Origin of the sequence: Streptomyces sp. NPDC017095, from assembly GCF_044332325.1 — a bacterium.
Lineage (GTDB): Bacteria > Actinomycetota > Actinomycetes > Streptomycetales > Streptomycetaceae > Streptomyces.
On the sequence record NZ_JBIROU010000013.1, the window covers coordinates 1 to 15474 of the forward strand.

Below are 15474 nucleotides of genomic sequence, written 5' to 3' on the forward strand. Positions count from 1 at the left end.
CCTGGCCGACGAGGAACTCACAGGTGCCCGCGCCTTCGTAGCGGGCCTCCTTCAGGATGGCCTTCGACGCCCGGTACAGCTCCGCCACCTGCTCCTGGGTGAGGAACGGGGCGGGGGCCTCCTCCACGAGTTTCTGGTGGCGGCGCTGCAGGGAGCAGTCGCGGGTGGAGACCACGACGACGTTGCCGTGCTTGTCGGCCAGGCACTGCGTCTCCACATGCCGGGGCCGGTCGAGGTAGCGCTCCACGAAGCACTCGCCGCGGCCGAACGCGGCGACCGCCTCGCGCACCGCCGAGTCATACAGCTCGGGGACCTCCTCCAGGGTGCGGGCCACCTTCAGGCCGCGGCCGCCGCCGCCGAACGCGGCCTTGATCGCGATGGGCAGGCCGTGCTCCCGCGCGAACGCCACGACCTCCTCCGCACCCGCAACCGGGTCGGGGGTGCCCGCCACGAGGGGGGCGCCGGCGCGCTGGGCGATGTGCCGGGCGGCGACCTTGTCACCGAGGTCGCGGATGGCCTGCGGGGGCGGGCCGATCCAGATCAGGCCCGCGTCCAGCACGGCCTGGGCGAACTCGGCGTTCTCCGACAGGAAGCCGTACCCCGGATGCACGGCGTCCGCCCCCGACTCGCGGGCGGCGTTCAGGATCTTGTCGATGACGAGATAGCTGGTGGCCGGGGTGTCACCGCCCAGGGCGAACGCCTCATCCGCCGCGCGGACATGCGATGCGTCCCGGTCCGGGTCGGCGTAGACGGCCACGCTCGCGATCCCCGCGTCCCGGCAGGCCCGGGCCACGCGGACAGCGATTTCGCCACGATTGGCGATGAGCACCTTGCGCACGATTGAGGCTCCCTCCTTGAAACAAGCCGAGTTTAGGGACTGCCGACACGACACTTCGACCCGTCCCCACTGGTGAGCTTGCCCACACGGAGCGTGATACGTGGCTCGCTCGACCCGCAAAAGCCCATGTCGTACCGCGGTACGCAGGACTCCTGCGGAAAACCCTAGCCCCGTCATGTGGTCAAGGTCTCTGTGAGGGCGTGCTGCGGCCCACTCGGATTCTTTGTCGAGTCCCTACGAATGGCCCAATGATTCTTTGCTGCCGCCCGAACCCTTGTCCCCCGGTTTACCCGTGAGTAGCGTTCGCGCTGTCTCGAACGTACCTGAGGTAACAGGCTGTCGGCGTGAGAGTGGGTGGGGACCGGTGGTGCGCAGACCGGTGGCAGGGTCGGTGGCGGTCGTCCTCCTCGGGGAGGCGGTGTTCGTCACGGCGTTGAACTGGTTCCTCGGCATGGTCGTGGACCGGCAGAAGATGTCCCTGGCCGGCCTCGACCCGCACGTCATGTCGACGTCCTCGAAGGTCGCCGGGGTCCTCTTCGGGCTCTACTTCGCCCTGTGCGCGCTGGTGGCCGCGCTCGTCGCCGTACGCGACCGCGCCCCGGCCGGTTTCGGCCGGGTCCTGCTGATCAGCGTGGCCGTCGTGCACGGCCTGCTCGGCGCGTTCGCCTGGGGCCTGGTCGGCTGGCCGGCGTTCGTCTTCATGCTCGTGGTCTGCGGCCTGATCGTCCTGGTCCTGATGACCAACGACCGCGCGGCCGGTCCGGAGGAGGGCGCGGGCGGCGGCGGCACGCCCGGCGGGGACGCCGGACCGGCCGCCCGGCCCGAGCCGGGCGCGGCGCCCGTCGACGCGGACGTGCCGGCGAGCCGTACGGACGGACCGCGGGACGGCGCCGGCGGGCCGCAGGACTCCGTGCCCGGCCAGGTCAGCTCCGGGGCGCCCACAACTCCGTGATGCCCACTCCCAGTTCCGCCAGCAGCCGGCGCACCAAGGGCAGGCTGATGCCGATCACATTGCCGTGGTCGCCCTCGATGCCCTCCACGAACGGCGCCGAACGGCCGTCCAGAGTGAAGGCACCGGCGACGTGGAGGGGCTCTCCGGAGGCCACGTAGGCGGCGATCTCGGCGTCGCTCGGCTCGCCGAACCGGACGACGGTGGAGGCGGTGGCCGACACGTACCGACCGGCCTCCGTGTCCCATACGCAGTGCCCCGTCTGGAGTACCCCGGCCCGCCCGCGCATGGCCTTCCAGCGGGCGGTGGCCTCCTCGGCGTCGGCCGGCTTGCCGAGCGCCCGCCCGTCCAGCTCCAGCACCGAGTCGCAGCCGATCACCAGGGCGCCGCGCACCTGGGGCCGCGCCGCGACCACCGACGCCTTCGCCTCGGCCAGGGCGAGCGCCAGCTCGGCCGGGGTGGGCGCGGTGACGGCGTCCTCGTCGACGCCGCTGACGATGACCTCGGGGTCGAGTCCGGCCTGCCGGAGCAGGCCCAGCCGGGCGGGGGACTGGGAGGCGAGCACGAGCCGCCTGCGGGGAGTGGCAGTCATGCGGCCAGGTTAGGGCCTGCCCGGCAGGTCCCGTCCGCGGCCCCGCGGGCGACGGCGCGCAGGGCGGACAGGGCCCGGCGGGCGACGGCGCGCAGGGCCGGACAAGGCCTGGCCGGACCGCGCCGCCGGGCTCACCTCAGGCCGATCACGATCATCGCCAGGACCATCGCGAGGGCCATGAGGAGGCCGAGCCGCCGCAGCATGGCCTGCGCGTCACGCAGTTCCTTCGGCGGCTCGTCCTCCGGGTCTGACCACAGCATCCCTCCAGCGTGCGGCCTGGCGGAAGCGTGCGCCTGAGTACCGGTACTCAATTGGCGCCCCGCGCCGCGCCACTCCGCGCCGCCCCGCGTGGTCCGGAGGTCAGCCGGGCCAGTAGGTGCGGGACCAGGACGCCTGCCCGGGGCTCGGGACGCGGGCCGCCGCGATCCTGGCCGGGTCGGACCACGCGTCCCTCGGGCCGCGCGCGCCCTCCGCCGCGCCCGGCGCCGCCGCTGCCGCCGCGGCGCGGGCACGGACCACCGCCAGGGCGGCGGCCAGCTCCTCGGGGGTCGGGTTGCCCCGTACGACTCTGATCGTCACAGCGGCTCCTTAGAGGGGGATGTTTCCGTGCTTCTTCGGAGGCAGGGATTCCCGTTTGGTGCGCAGTTGACGCAGACCGCGGACGATGTGGGCGCGGGTGTCGGACGGCATGATCACCGCGTCGACGTAGCCGCGCTCGGCGGCGACGTAGGGGTTGAGGAGGGTGTCCTCGTACTCCCGGATGAGGCGGGCCCGGACCGCCTCGACGCTTTCGGCGTTCTCCCCGTTCGCCTCCGCCTCGGCGAGGGTGCGGCGGTGCAGGATGTTGACCGCGCCCTGGGCGCCCATGACGGCGATCTGGGCGGTGGGCCAGGCGAGGTTGAGGTCGGCGCCCAGGTGCTTGGAGCCCATCACGTCGTAGGCGCCGCCGAAGGCCTTGCGGGTGATGACGGTGATCAGCGGGACGGTGGCCTCGGCGTAGGCGTAGATCAGCTTGGCGCCGCGCCGGATGATGCCCTCGTGTTCCTGGCCGACGCCGGGGAGGAACCCGGGCACGTCCACGAAGGTGAGCACCGGGACGTTGAAGGCGTCGCAGGTGCGCACGAAGCGCGCGGCCTTCTCGGAGGCGTCGATGTCGAGGCAGCCGGCGAACTGCATCGGCTGGTTGGCGACGACCCCGACCGGGCGGCCCTCGACCCGGCCGAAGCCGGTGAGGATGTTCGGCGCGAACAGGGCCTGCGTCTCGAAGAACTCGGCGTCGTCCAGGACGTGTTCGATGACCGTGCGCATCTCGTACGGCTGGTTCGCGCTGTCCGGTACGACGGTGTCCAGCTCGCGGTCCTCGTCGGTGACGGCGAGATCCGCCTCCTCGGGGAAGACGGGGGGCTCGGAGAGGTTGTTGGACGGCAGGTACGACAGCAGCTGCTTGACGTACTCGATGGCGTCCTTCTCGTCGCCGGCCATGTGGTGGGCCACGCCGGAGGCGGTGTTGTGGGTGCGGGCGCCGCCCAGCTCCTCGAAGCCGACGTCCTCGCCGGTGACCGTCTTGATGACGTCCGGGCCGGTGATGAACATGTGCGAGGTCTGGTCGACCATGACCGTGAAGTCGGTGATGGCCGGGGAGTAGACCGCGCCGCCGGCGCACGGGCCGACGACCAGGCTGATCTGCGGGATGACGCCGGAGGCGTGGGTGTTGCGGCGGAAGATCTCGCCGTACGCGCCGAGGGAGGCGACGCCCTCCTGGATGCGGGCGCCGCCGGAGTCGTTGATGCCGATGACCGGGCAGCCGGTCTTCAGCGCGAAGTCCATCACCTTGGCGATCTTCTGGCCGTAGACCTCGCCGAGGGCGCCGCCGAAGACGGTGAAGTCCTGGGAGAAGACGGCGACCGGGCGGCCGTCGACCGTGCCGTACCCGGTGACGACGCCGTCGCCGTACGGGCGGTTCTTCTCCAGTCCGAAGTGGGTGGAGCGGTGCTGGGCGAACTCGTCCAGCTCGACGAAGGAACCCTCGTCGAGGAGGAGTTCGATCCGCTCACGGGCCGTCAGCTTGCCCTTGGCGTGCTGCTTCTCGACGGCGCGCTCCGAGCCGGCGTGCGTCGCCTCGTGGATGCGCCGCTGGAGATCCGCGAGCTTCCCCGCGGTCGTGTGGATGTCGATCTCTTGGATCTCGTGACGCTCTTCCGGCTCGGACATCGGGATGCGGCTCCCTGCCTGCTCAAAAGGGGGGACGGTTACTCATTCGTAGAGTAGTGGCGGGCTCACCGATCAGCAGTGCGTCGTTTACCACACCTAGGGTGGCTTGCATGACGCCCCAGAATCCCTCAGACGACAGCCGCTGGTCCGACCTCGACCGTCCGCCCCTGAACGCCGTGTCCCTGCGGCGCGGGCTGGTGCGGGAGGGGAGCCTGTACCGGGAGATCGAGGTGGTGCGGCGGACCGGTTCCACCAACTCCGACCTCGCCGCGCGGGCCGCCGCCGGGGAGGCCGGGGAGGGGGTGGTGCTGGTCGCGGAGGAGCAGACGGCCGGCCGGGGCCGGCTGGACCGGAGCTGGACCGCGCCGCCGCGCTCGGGGCTGTTCTTCTCCGTCCTGCTCGAACCGGGCGAGGTGCCGGTGGCACGGTGGGGCTGGCTGCCGCTGCTGACGGGCGTGGCGGTGGCGACGGGGCTGGCGCGGGCGGCGGGCGTCGATACAGCGCTGAAGTGGCCGAACGATCTGCTGGTGACCGTCGGCGGACAGGAGCGCAAGGCCGGCGGCATCCTGGCCGAGCGGGCCGGCGCGGACGGCGTCGTCGTCGGCGTCGGGATCAACGTCACCCTGCGGGCGGACGAGCTGCCGGTGCCGCAGGCGGGGTCGCTGGCGCTGGCCGGTGCGGTGAGCACGGACCGGGATCCGCTGCTGCGGGCGGTGCTGCGGTCGCTGGAGGACTGGTACGGGCGCTGGCGCGCGGCGGGCGGCGACGCCTCGGCGAGCGGCCTCCTGGAGGCGTACACGGCGGGCTGCGCGACCCTGGGCCGCGAGGTACGGGCGGAACTCCCCGGCGACCGGGCGCTGGTGGGCGAGGCGGTGGCCCTGGACGGGGACGGCCGGCTGGTCATCGCCACCAAGGAGGGCGTGCAGGAGCCGGTGGGAGCGGGGGACATCGTGCATGTGCGTCCCGCTTAGGAGGCGGCTGCGCGCCTGGGGGCGGCGCGGGGGGACGCCGGTGCGGCGGCCCTGGCGGGGGCGTCCGTCGTGGGGACGGCGCGGGACCGGGCACGAGCAAAGGGGCCGGTGCCGCTACGCCGGTTGCCGCGGGCGGCACCACACGGCGCGGGTGCCGTATCGCCTGCCGCGGGCGGACATCCGCCGGGGCGGGCGCCGCGTCTACGGCCGCGGGTGGTCGCCTCCCGGCGTGGACGTTGCGCCGACGGCCGTGGGTGGGCGCCTCCCGCCACGGCTGCCGCGCTGGGTGCTGTGGGTGGTCGCCTTCCGGCGCGGGCGCCGTGTCGGCTGCCGCAGGCGGACATCCGGTGGCGCGGGTGCCGCGTCTACGGCCGAAGGTGGTCGCCTCCCGGCGTGGACGTTGCGTCTACGGCCGTGGGTGGGCGCCTCCCGTCACGGCCGTCGCGCTGGCTGCTGTGGATGGTCGCCTTCCGGCGCGGGTGCCGTGTCGGCTGCTGTGGGTGGTCGCCTCCCGGTGGGGCGCTGTGTCGGCTGCCGCAGGCGGACATCCGCCGGGGCGGGCGCCGCGTCTACGGCCGCGGGTGGTCGCCTCCCGGCGCGGGCGCTGTGTCGACGTCCGCGGGCGGACGCCCCCCGGCGCGGCCCCTTCCCGCCGTACGCGACCGTGGCACCGACAGCCCTGCCGTCGACCGTCCTGCCGCCGCCCCGCCCGGGGGCGTCGGCCGCTCGTGGTGTCGGCCGGGTTCGGGGCGCCGGTGCCCACCGGGCGCCCGGGAAGCGCGGGGCAGCCAGCGCGGGATTGCCTTGGACCTGCTTCGATGCGGGGGACGGGGGTGTGGCCCCGGAGCGGTGGCGGGGGTCCGGGAGGGACCCGTCGGCCCGGCCCGACGGAGTGAGCTGGCGCACACCTGCCGTAGAGTTGAGGCCGGTCGAAACCTGACCGCGGCAGATCGGAAGGGCAGCAGGCGTGACCGTCGACGACACGGGCTCCGGCGCTGGCGGGGACGGCGACCGGGTGGATCCCCACGCCCCCGACACCGGCGAGGACCCGCTGGCCCTGCGGCTCGAACAGCTCATCCTGGGCGCCGAGCGCCGCTACACCCCGTTCCAGGCCGCCCGCAGCGCCGGTGTCTCCATGGAGCTGGCGTCCCGGTTCTGGCGGGCCATGGGCTTCGCGGACATCGGCCAGGCCAAGGCCCTCACGGAGGCCGACGTGCTGGCGCTGCGCCGGCTCGCCGGTCTGGTGGAGGCCGGGCTGCTGAGCGAGGCGATGGCGGTGCAGGTGGCCCGGTCCACCGGGCAGACCACCGCCCGGCTGGCCGAGTGGCAGATCGACTCGTTCCTGGAGGGCCTGACCGAGCCGCCGGAGCCGGGGATGACCCGCACCGAGGTGACGTACCCGATCGTCGAGCTGCTCCTGCCCGAGCTGGAGGAGTTCCTCGTCTACGTCTGGCGCCGCCAGCTCGCCGCCTCCGCCGGCCGGGTCGTGCAGGTCGCCGACGACGAGGAGATGGTGGACCGGCGGCTCGCCGTCGCCTTCGCCGATCTCGTCGGCTTCACCCGGCTCACCCGCCGGATGGAGGAGGAGGAGCTCGGCGAGCTGGTCGAGGCGTTCGAGACGACCGCCGCCGACCTGGTGGCCGCGCGCGGCGGCCGGCTGATCAAGACCCTCGGCGACGAGGTGCTGTACGCGGCGGACGACGCCGGTACGGCCGCGGACATCGCGCTGCGGCTGGTGGAGACGCTGGCGAACGACGAGACGATGCCCGCGCTGCGGGTCGGCATGGCGTTCGGCACGGTGACCACCCGGATGGGCGATGTGTTCGGTACGACGGTCAACCTGGCCTCCCGGCTGACGTCCATAGCCCCCCGGGACGCCGTCCTGGTCGACAGCGCCTTCGCGGAGGAGCTGATCCGCACCGGCGAGGCGCCGGTCTCCGAGGCGGAGGCGGCGGAGGCCGCGGCGGCGGCCGAGAAGGAGGGCGAGGAGCCGCCGGTGTACCGCTTCGCGCTCCAGCCGATGTGGCAGCGCCCGGTGCGCGGGCTCGGCGTGGTCGAGCCCTGGCTGCTCACCCGGCGCGACGCCCAGTCGTAGCCGGTCACCGTCCGTCCCGGCTGAGCACCCGCGACGGCCGGCCCCAGCCGGTCACCGTCCGTCCCGGTCGCCGAGTACGTCCACGCACAGGCCGATCACCGGCAGGCAGACCCCGTCCGGTCCGGGCCGGTCCGGACCGGGTCCCGCCGGGCCGGTGGCGGGCGGGGTGGAGCGGGTGGCCAGGAGGGACGGCGCGGGGGTGGCCGGCGGGCGCGGTGCGCGGGGCTGCTCCGGTCGGTGCGGACGGTCCGGGTACGGCGCGTCCGAGGGGCTCGCGGGCGTGCGGAGGGGGGTGCGGCTCGCGCCGGTCACGGGCGCGGGCGCCGGCGGTGGCGTGGCGGCCCGGGTGCTCGCCGCGGGGCGCGGGGAGCGGTCGGCCGGGCGGGGGACCGCGTCCGTCGTGGCGGGTGCGCCCGTGCCCGGTGCCGGGGCGGTCCGGAGCACGGCGAGCACGGCCGCGGCCAGGATCAGCGCGCCGGCCGTCAGCAGCCACGTGCGGGAGCGGGGCTTGCGGTGCCGTCCGCGGCGTACGCCCGGCGCACTTTGCGGTGCCGCCCTCGGTGTCATGGGTTTTCCTCCCCGGCGCGCGCCATGAAGGAGCGCACGTTATGCGCCACGGTGGGCGAGGTGCCGGGATACGGCCGGGTTGTCACTCGAACGGGCGTAGGGCCCTGGTCTTTTCCGGATCGGTCGCGGCTGCGATGATCGGACGTGTAGGAAGTTAACCCGCGTTAACCGGAGGGCGTCATGAGCGAGGAGCGGTTCGGGGAGTTCGTGCTGGTGCGGCGGCACGGGCCGGTCGTGGAGCTGGTGCTGGACCGGCCCAAGGCGATGAACGCCGTCTCCACGGAGATGGCCCGCTCCCTCGCCGGCGCGTGCGCCGCGCTCGCCGGTGACCGCGAGGCCCGGGTGGTCGTGCTGACCTCGTCGCACGAACGGGCGTTCTGCGTCGGGGCGGACCTGAAGGAGCGGAACTCCTTCACCGACGCCGAACTGGTGCGCCAGCGCCCGGTGGCGCGCGGGGCGTACACCGGGGTGCTGGAGCTGCCGATGCCGACGATCGCGGCGGTGCACGGCTTCGCGCTGGGCGGTGGTTTCGAGCTGGCCCTGGCCTGCGACCTGATCGTGGCGGACCGTACGGCGGTGGTGGGACTGCCGGAGGTGTCCGTGGGAGTGATCCCGGGCGGCGGCGGCACGCAGCTGCTGCCCCGGCGGGTCGGTGCCGCGCGCGCCGCCGAGCTGATCTTCACGGCGCGGCGGGTGGAGGCGGCGGAGGCGGCCGGGCTGGGGCTGGTCGACCAGGTGGTGGAGGAGGGGCGGGACCGGGAGGAGGCGCTGGCCCTCGGCGCCCGGATCGCCGCGAACTCGCCGGTGGGGCTGCGGGCCGCCAAGCGGGCGCTGCGGCTGGGGCACGGGCTGGATCTGCGGGCGGGCCTGGAGGTCGAGGACGCGGCGTGGCGGGCGGTGGCGTTCTCCGGGGACCGGGCCGAGGGTGTGGCGGCCTTCAACGACAAGCGCGAGCCGCAGTGGCCGGGCGAGTAGGCCCGGTCCCGGGCCGGGCCGCGCGGTTCGTCTGATCAGCTTCCCGGCACCCCGGAAGGGGGCAGCCGGGGCCGCGTGGCCCACCTGATCGCCTCCCCGGCATCCCGGAAGGGGACAGCCGGGGCCTCGCCGTCCATCTGCTCGCCTTCACCGGCGTCCCGGAAGGGGCGGCCTGGTCCGCGTGCTCCACCTGATCGCCCTCCCGACATCCCGGAAGGGAACATTCCTCCCTAATCTGGAGTAATGGGTGAGGACGAGCGGCTGGCCGCGGTCGTGGCGCTGGCCCAGGGCATGGCGGCGGCGCACACCCCCCGGGAGTCCTGGCGGGCCGCCGCCCTCGGCGCCTGCCACGCGCTGGACGGCGGCTTCGCCGCGCTGTCGGTGTGGGAGCGCGAGCTGGGCCGGCTCCGGGTCCTCGCGAACGTGGGGGACCGCACGCCGGACGAGGAGGAGTTCCCGGAGTCCGAGACGTATCCGGTGCACCAGTTCCCGGAGATCACCGAGTTCCTGCACGAGCGCTGGGCCGGCGGCGGCGGCCCGCACGCGTGGGTGGAGACCGCCGCCGGCGCGGCCGCCGGCACCCCCGGGTACCTCCACCAGCGGGTCGCGGCCCTGCGCCGCAGGGGCCGCGGCTGCTGTGTGGTCGCCCCCGTCGTCCTGCACGGCCGCGCCTGGGGGGAGCTGTACGTGGCCCGCCCGGTCGGGGCGCCGCTGTTCGCGCGGGCCGACGCCGACTTCGCCACCGTGCTGGCCGCCGTCGTCGCCGCGGGCATGGCGCAGACCGAGCGGCTGGAGGAGGCCCGCCGGCTCGCGTACACCGACCCGCTGACCGGTCTCGCCAACCGCCGGGCCGTGGACGTGCGCCTGGAGGAGGCCGTGGACCGGCACCGGGTGGAGGGCGTGACCGTCAGCCTCGTCGTCTGCGACCTCAACGGGCTCAAGCGGGTCAACGACACCCTCGGGCACGCCGTCGGCGACCGGCTCCTCGAACGCTTCGGCTCGGTGCTGTCGCTGTGCGGCGCGATGGTGCCGGGCGCGCTGGTCGCGCGGCTCGGCGGGGACGAGTTCTGCCTGCTCGCGGTCGGGCCGCCGGCCGGCGAGGTGGTGCGGGCGGCGGACGAAGTGTGCCGCAGGGCGGGGGAGTTGCAGCTGGGCGAGGGCGTCGCGTGCGGGGTCGCCTCGACCGAGGAGGCGATCGGCGAGGTGCGGGACGCCCGGCGGCTGTTCCGGCTCGCGGACGCCGCCCAGTACCGGGCCAAGGCGCTGCGGCTGAGCCGGCCGGTGGTGGCCGGCCGGGAGGGGCCCGAGGACCCGGTCGTACGGCTGGCCGACGAACCGCCGCCGCCGCGCGCCGAGCGGCGCCGGTTCCGCGGGCGCCGGCCGTGAGGCGAAGCCCACACCGCGCGGTAAGGGGTGACTCCGCCTTCCACTAGTGACACCGTCGCATTCAATGCGTACGCTCCTGAATATGGATATGCACACTGTGGTGGTGGGGACGTCCGGTGTCACGGCGTCCGACGTTCTCGCCGTGGCGCGCGGGGGTGCCCGCGTCGAGCTGTCGGCACAGGCGGTGGCGGCCCTCGCGGCGGCCCGGGAGATCGTGGACGCGCTGGCGGCCAAGCCCGACCCGGTCTACGGCGTCTCCACCGGCTTCGGCGCGCTGGCGACCCGGCACATCAGCCCCGAGCTGCGCGCCCAGCTACAGCGCAACATCGTCCGCTCGCACGCCGCCGGCATGGGCCCCCGGGTCGAGCGCGAGGTCGTCCGCGCCCTGATGTTCCTGCGGCTGAAGACCGTCTGCTCGGGACACACCGGAGTGCGGCCCGAGGTCGCGCAGACCATGGCCGACGTGCTGAACGCCGGCATCACCCCGGTCGTGCACGAGTACGGCTCCCTCGGCTGCTCCGGCGACCTGGCCCCGCTCTCCCACTGCGCCCTCACCCTGATGGGCGAGGGTGACGCCGAGGGCCCCGACGGCACCGTACGGCCCGCCGGCGAACTGCTCGCCGCGCACGGGATCCGGCCCGTCGAACTGCGCGAGAAGGAGGGCCTGGCTCTCCTGAACGGCACCGACGGCATGCTCGGCATGCTGATCATGGCCCTCGCCGACCTGGACACCCTGTACAAGTCCGCCGACGTCACCGCGGCCCTCACCCTGGAGGCGCTGCTCGGCACCGACAGGGTCCTCGCGCCCGAACTGCACGCCATCCGGCCGCACCCGGGACAGGCCGCCAGCGCCGCCAACATGCTCGCCGTGCTGAAGGGTTCCGGGCTCACCGGGCACCACCAGGACGACGCTCCGCGCGTGCAGGACGCCTACTCCGTGCGCTGCGCCCCGCAGGTCGCCGGCGCCGGCCGCGACACCCTCGCGCACGCCCGCCTGGTCGCCGAACGCGAACTGGCCGCCGCCGTGGACAACCCGGTCGTCCTGCCCGGTGCTCCCGGCTCCGGCGAGGACGGGCGGGTGGAGTCCAACGGCAACTTCCACGGCGCGCCCGTCGCCTATGTGCTGGACTTCCTCGCCATCGCGGTCGCCGACCTCGGCTCCATCGCCGAGCGCCGCACCGACCGGCTGCTGGACAAGAACCGCAGCCACGGCCTGCCGCCGTTCCTCGCCGACGACGCCGGTGTCGACTCCGGTCTGATGATCGCCCAGTACACGCAGGCCGCGCTGGTCAGCGAGTTGAAGCGGCTCGCCGTACCGGCCTCCGCCGACTCCATCCCGTCCTCCGCCATGCAGGAGGACCACGTCTCCATGGGCTGGTCGGCCGCGCGCAAGCTGCGCACCGCCGTGGACAACCTGACCCGGGTCATCGCCATCGAGCTGTACGCGGCCACCCGCGCCGTCGAACTGCGCGAGGGCCTCACCCCGGCGCCCGCCACCCGGGCGGTCATCGACGCCGCGCGCGCCGCGGGCGTCCAGGGGCCGGGCCCGGACCGGTTCCTCGCGCCCGACCTGGCCGCCGCCGACGCCTTCGTGCGCGGCGGTGACCTGGTCACGGCCGTGGAGAAGGTCACCGGCCCGCTCCAGTGAGCCACGGCTCCGGATGAACGCGAGGGGGCCCCGGCCATGGCCGGGGCCCCTTCCGCGTCATCGACGGAACGTCACCTCAGCTTGGCGGCCTGAGCCTTCACCACCGCGGCGGAGACCGTGTACGGCTTCTTGCTCATCATCGCGCCGATGTTGACCGTGGTGTACGTCGCGAGCGTGTTGCCGTGCCGCACCACCTCGGCGTGCAGCGGCAGCGCGCCGTCCTCGCCCGCCTCGTCGGTCGCCGTGAACGCCACCGACGCGTCACCCGTGCCGGCGGACTTCTCCTCGGCGACCTTGGTGAACTGGCCCTTCTCGCCGTCCTGCTCGCCGGCGAAGCCGTCCGCGCAGTTCTCGACCGCGTCCTGGACGGACTTCCAAGCCCGCTCGGCGCCGTCCCCGTCGTACGAGGCCAGGGTGACCACGGTGACGTCGAGGTCCATGGACTTGTTGACCGCGCCCTCGAACCTGCCGTCGGACAGGTCGTCCAGGGACGTGGCGCCGTCCGTGGGAGCCTTCTTGTCCTCGGTCGCCATACGGCTGGTGTGCGCCGCCGGGGTGCCGGGCGCGATGCCGGCGAAGGCCTGGAGCACCGGGACGCACCCGGCGTCGGCGGACGTGACCTTGCTCCGGTCGGGGACGCCGCCCTTGACCGGCCCCACCGTGTACCCGGGCACCTCGCCCTTGGCGATGATCAGCTTCTCCAGCTCGGCGGCGCTCGGCGTCCGCGCGGCCGGCTTCGCCCCGTCCCCGCCCGCGGTGCTCCCGGCGCCCGGGGACTTCTCGTCGCCACAGCCGGTGACGAGGGCGAGCGACAGCACGCTCACGACCGCGGCGGCGCACATCCGCCCGCCCGTTGATCTCTTCATGGGCGAACTATGTGCGGGCTGTCAAAGTTCAGTCAAGAAAAATCAAAACCCCAGGCGCTCGCGGCGCACCGAATACACCACGAATCCGGCGCCCACGGCGAGGAACAGGCTGCCGCCGACGACGTACGGCGTGGTGTCGAAGCTGCCGGTGTCGGCCAGTTCGGCCTTCTCCACCGCCGGCTCCGCGGTCCCGGCACTCTGCGCCGTGACCGCTCTGGCCTGCGTGACGTGCACGACCCGGGCCGGTGTCGAGACAGCCGCCGCATGACTCTCCGGGGCCTCCTGGGAGGCGTTCGCGGACGGGACGAACCACAGCGCGCACAGCAGGGTGCCGGCGGCGGTGGCGGTCAGCAGCGGGCGGCGAGCGGATGACACGGAATATCGATCCCCTTGTGACGCTGGCGAATTGGCCGTGTGAGGCGATGTTAGTGAAAGGCGCGGGTCACAGGAAAGTCACGGGAGGTTTCGGCCGTACGCTCGCGCCATGACCACAGAAGAGACCTCACGTTTTGTACGGCTTCGCGTCGAGCTGGTGCTGGAAGTGCACGACGAGGACGAGCTGACCAAGGCCGCGCTGCGCCGGCTGGCCGGGGACACCGAGCTGCCCCAGGCGGAGCGGCCCCAGGCCGAGGCCGCTGTGACGGAAGACACCGCGGAGGCCCTGGCGTATCTCGTGGACCCGTTCGACCTGGTCGGCGAGGTGCCCGGAGTGGAACTCCAGCAGGCGTCCTGGTCCAGCGAGGCGATCGACTACGACCCGGATTCGCCCGAGTGGGACCTGGACGAGGATGATAGGGAGGACGGCGAGGAAGAGGACGGCATCGGCTGAGCGTCCCGGGGCACCCAGGGCCCCGGACGGCGACCGCCGTCCGGGGTCTTCGTCGTCCCGGGGGAGCGCACGGACCACATCCCGCACCACCGGCGTCCCGCCGCGAGCCGCGGACGTGGGATGCCCCACAGCCTGAGGGGGTGGGGAACGGGACGAACCGTCCGTAGCGTTGAAGGTTCTCGACGGGGACTCTCGGGGTTATCGCGACTCGGCAACGATGGAGAAGCTTGTGATGACGGACAGTAAGCGGCGCAGGGGCCTGACGGCCGCGTCCGCTCTGCTCGGCGGTGTGCTGGTGCTCACGGCGTGTTCCGGCGCTGACGCCGATGCCTCCAGTGGCGGCAGCGGCGACACCTCGCAGGCCACGGTCGACGAGGCGGCGGCCAAGAAGTCCTCCGAGGCGCAGATCACGATCACGCCGAAGGACGGCTCGGACAACGCGTCGATCAACAACGCCGCCGGCGTCACGGTGCGCAAGGGCACCCTGACGGCCGTCACCATGACCAGCCGGGACGGCAAGACCGTCGCCGGTCAGCTGTCCGCGGACAAGAAGAGCTGGAAGCCCAGCGTCCAGCTGGAGCGGTCCACCACCTACAAGCTGGCCGCGGCGGCGAAGGACTCCGAGGGCCGCATAGCCCACGAGAACGCCTCCTTCACCACCGTCTCCCCGGCCAACAGCTTCATCGGCAGCTTCACCCCGGACAACGGCACCACCGTCGGTGTCGGCATGCCGGTGTCGATCAACTTCGACAAGGCGATCACCAACAAGGCGGCCGTGCAGAAGGGCATCACGGTCAGCTCCAGCAGCGGCCAGGAGGTCGCCTGCCACTGGTTCAGCGCCAACCGCATGGACTGCCGCCCGGAGCAGTACTGGAAGGAAGGCGCCACCGTCACCCTGAAGCTGGCGCTCGACGGCGTCGAGGGCGCCGCCGGCGTCTACGGCGTCCAGCAGAAGACGGTCACCTTCCACATCGGCCGCAACCAGGTCTCGTACGTCGACGCGCAGACCAAGCGGATGAAGATCACGCAGGACGGGAAGGTCGTCAAGACCATACCGATCTCCGCCGGCTCGCCCGACAACAAGACGTACGAGGGCCAGATGGTGGTCTCCGAGAAGTTCACGGAGACCCGGATGAACGGCGCGACGGTCGGCTTCACCGACGACGACGGCAAGGGCGAGTACGACATCAAGGACGTGCCGCACGCCATGCGCCTGACCACCTCCGGCACCTTCATCCACGGCAACTACTGGGGCGCGCCCTCGGTGTTCGGCAACGTGAACACCAGCCACGGCTGCGTCGGCCTCCAGGACAAGAAGGGCGCGAGCGACCCGAGCACGCCCGCGGCCTGGTTCTACGACCACACGCTGATCGGCGACGTGGTGGTCGTCCAGCACACCGGCGACAAGACGGTCTCGCCGGACAACGGCCTCAACGGCTGGAACATGGACTGGGCGCAGTGGAAGGCCGGTTCGGCCGTCTGACGCCCCCTCATCCCGTCCGCCGGTGCCGCCCCCAGGGGCGGCACCGGCTTTTTCACCTTCGGCC

16 protein-coding genes are annotated in these 15474 nt (G+C 73.4%); 8 read left to right on the forward strand and 8 right to left on the reverse strand.

Annotated elements, in window-relative coordinates:
- Positions 1–838: biotin carboxylase N-terminal domain-containing protein (locus tag ACH4OA_RS24595; protein WP_397970933.1), on the reverse strand; the 838-nt coding region annotated here is incomplete at its 3' end.
- Between the two features lie 391 nt (positions 839–1229).
- Here ACH4OA_RS24595 and ACH4OA_RS24600 point away from each other — a divergent pair.
- Entirely contained in the window at positions 1230–1790 is a 561-nt protein-coding gene (locus ACH4OA_RS24600) for a hypothetical protein (protein WP_397941711.1), read from the forward strand.
- Here the strand turns inward: ACH4OA_RS24600 and ACH4OA_RS24605 are convergent.
- The 4 genes from ACH4OA_RS24605 to ACH4OA_RS24620 all read right to left on the reverse strand — a co-directional run bounded on the left by ACH4OA_RS24605 (position 1762) and on the right by ACH4OA_RS24620 (position 4590).
- The gene (locus ACH4OA_RS24605) at positions 1762–2379 is read right to left on the reverse strand and encodes a Maf family protein (RefSeq protein ID WP_397949017.1); all 618 of its coding nucleotides are present in this window, start codon (positions 2377–2379) and stop codon (positions 1762–1764) included. The two genes, ACH4OA_RS24600 and ACH4OA_RS24605, sit on opposite strands and share 29 nt — an antisense overlap.
- 131 nt (positions 2380–2510) lie before the next feature.
- Positions 2511–2639 (reverse strand): morphogenic membrane protein MmpB, encoded by a 129-nt coding sequence (mmpB, locus tag ACH4OA_RS24610; RefSeq protein ID WP_365878601.1) that lies wholly within the window; start codon positions 2637–2639, stop codon positions 2511–2513.
- Between the two features lie 100 nt (positions 2640–2739).
- On the reverse strand, positions 2740–2958 hold the full coding sequence (locus ACH4OA_RS24615) for an acyl-CoA carboxylase epsilon subunit (protein ID WP_397941574.1): 219 nt from the start codon (positions 2956–2958) through the stop codon (positions 2740–2742).
- A 9-nt stretch (positions 2959–2967) separates the two neighbouring features.
- Positions 2968–4590, reverse strand: a complete 1623-nt coding sequence (locus ACH4OA_RS24620; protein WP_397970936.1) for an acyl-CoA carboxylase subunit beta — start codon at positions 4588–4590, stop codon at positions 2968–2970.
- Positions 4591–4700: 110 nt separating this feature from the next.
- Between ACH4OA_RS24620 and ACH4OA_RS24625 the strand changes: the two genes are divergently transcribed.
- Positions 4701–5561 carry a biotin--[acetyl-CoA-carboxylase] ligase gene (locus ACH4OA_RS24625; protein ID WP_397941576.1) on the forward strand — a complete coding sequence of 287 codons (861 nt, stop codon included), beginning with the start codon at positions 4701–4703 and terminating at the stop codon, positions 5559–5561.
- A 967-nt stretch (positions 5562–6528) separates the two neighbouring features.
- The gene (locus ACH4OA_RS24630) at positions 6529–7656 is read left to right on the forward strand and encodes an adenylate/guanylate cyclase domain-containing protein (RefSeq protein WP_365878609.1); all 1128 of its coding nucleotides are present in this window, start codon (positions 6529–6531) and stop codon (positions 7654–7656) included.
- 51 nt (positions 7657–7707) lie between these two features.
- Here the strand turns inward: ACH4OA_RS24630 and ACH4OA_RS24635 are convergent, their stop codons facing one another.
- A complete protein-coding gene (locus ACH4OA_RS24635; protein ID WP_397970939.1) occupies positions 7708–8223 on the reverse strand; it encodes a hypothetical protein in 516 nt (171 codons plus the stop codon).
- Between the two features lie 180 nt (positions 8224–8403).
- On the opposite strand from ACH4OA_RS24635, the gene ACH4OA_RS24640 reads away from it, so the two are divergent.
- From ACH4OA_RS24640 to hutH, 3 genes are all read left to right on the forward strand, one after another.
- Positions 8404–9198, forward strand: a complete 795-nt coding sequence (locus ACH4OA_RS24640) for an enoyl-CoA hydratase/isomerase family protein (protein WP_397970941.1) — start codon at positions 8404–8406, stop codon at positions 9196–9198.
- Positions 9199–9441: 243 nt separating this feature from the next.
- Positions 9442–10584, forward strand: coding sequence for a diguanylate cyclase domain-containing protein (locus ACH4OA_RS24645; protein ID WP_397970944.1), 1143 nt, complete (start codon positions 9442–9444; stop codon positions 10582–10584).
- A gap of 88 nt (positions 10585–10672) precedes the next feature.
- Positions 10673–12232, forward strand: a complete 1560-nt coding sequence (hutH, locus tag ACH4OA_RS24650; protein ID WP_397941713.1) for a histidine ammonia-lyase — start codon at positions 10673–10675, stop codon at positions 12230–12232.
- Between the two features lie 71 nt (positions 12233–12303).
- Here the strand turns inward: hutH and ACH4OA_RS24655 are convergent, their stop codons facing one another.
- Positions 12304–13098, reverse strand: a complete 795-nt coding sequence (locus ACH4OA_RS24655) for a hypothetical protein (protein WP_397970947.1) — start codon at positions 13096–13098, stop codon at positions 12304–12306.
- A 42-nt stretch (positions 13099–13140) separates the two neighbouring features.
- Positions 13141–13473, reverse strand: a complete 333-nt coding sequence (locus ACH4OA_RS24660; RefSeq protein ID WP_397970949.1) for an LAETG motif-containing sortase-dependent surface protein — start codon at positions 13471–13473, stop codon at positions 13141–13143.
- Between the two features lie 109 nt (positions 13474–13582).
- Between ACH4OA_RS24660 and ACH4OA_RS24665 the strand changes: the two genes are divergently transcribed.
- Together ACH4OA_RS24665 and ACH4OA_RS24670 are read left to right on the forward strand one after the other, a co-directional pair.
- Positions 13583–13927 carry a hypothetical protein gene (locus tag ACH4OA_RS24665; RefSeq protein ID WP_397941585.1) on the forward strand — a complete coding sequence of 115 codons (345 nt, stop codon included), beginning with the start codon at positions 13583–13585 and terminating at the stop codon, positions 13925–13927.
- 232 nt (positions 13928–14159) lie between these two features.
- The gene (locus ACH4OA_RS24670) at positions 14160–15410 is read left to right on the forward strand and encodes an Ig-like domain-containing protein (protein ID WP_365942179.1); all 1251 of its coding nucleotides are present in this window, start codon (positions 14160–14162) and stop codon (positions 15408–15410) included.
- Positions 15411–15474 lie beyond the last annotated feature (64 nt).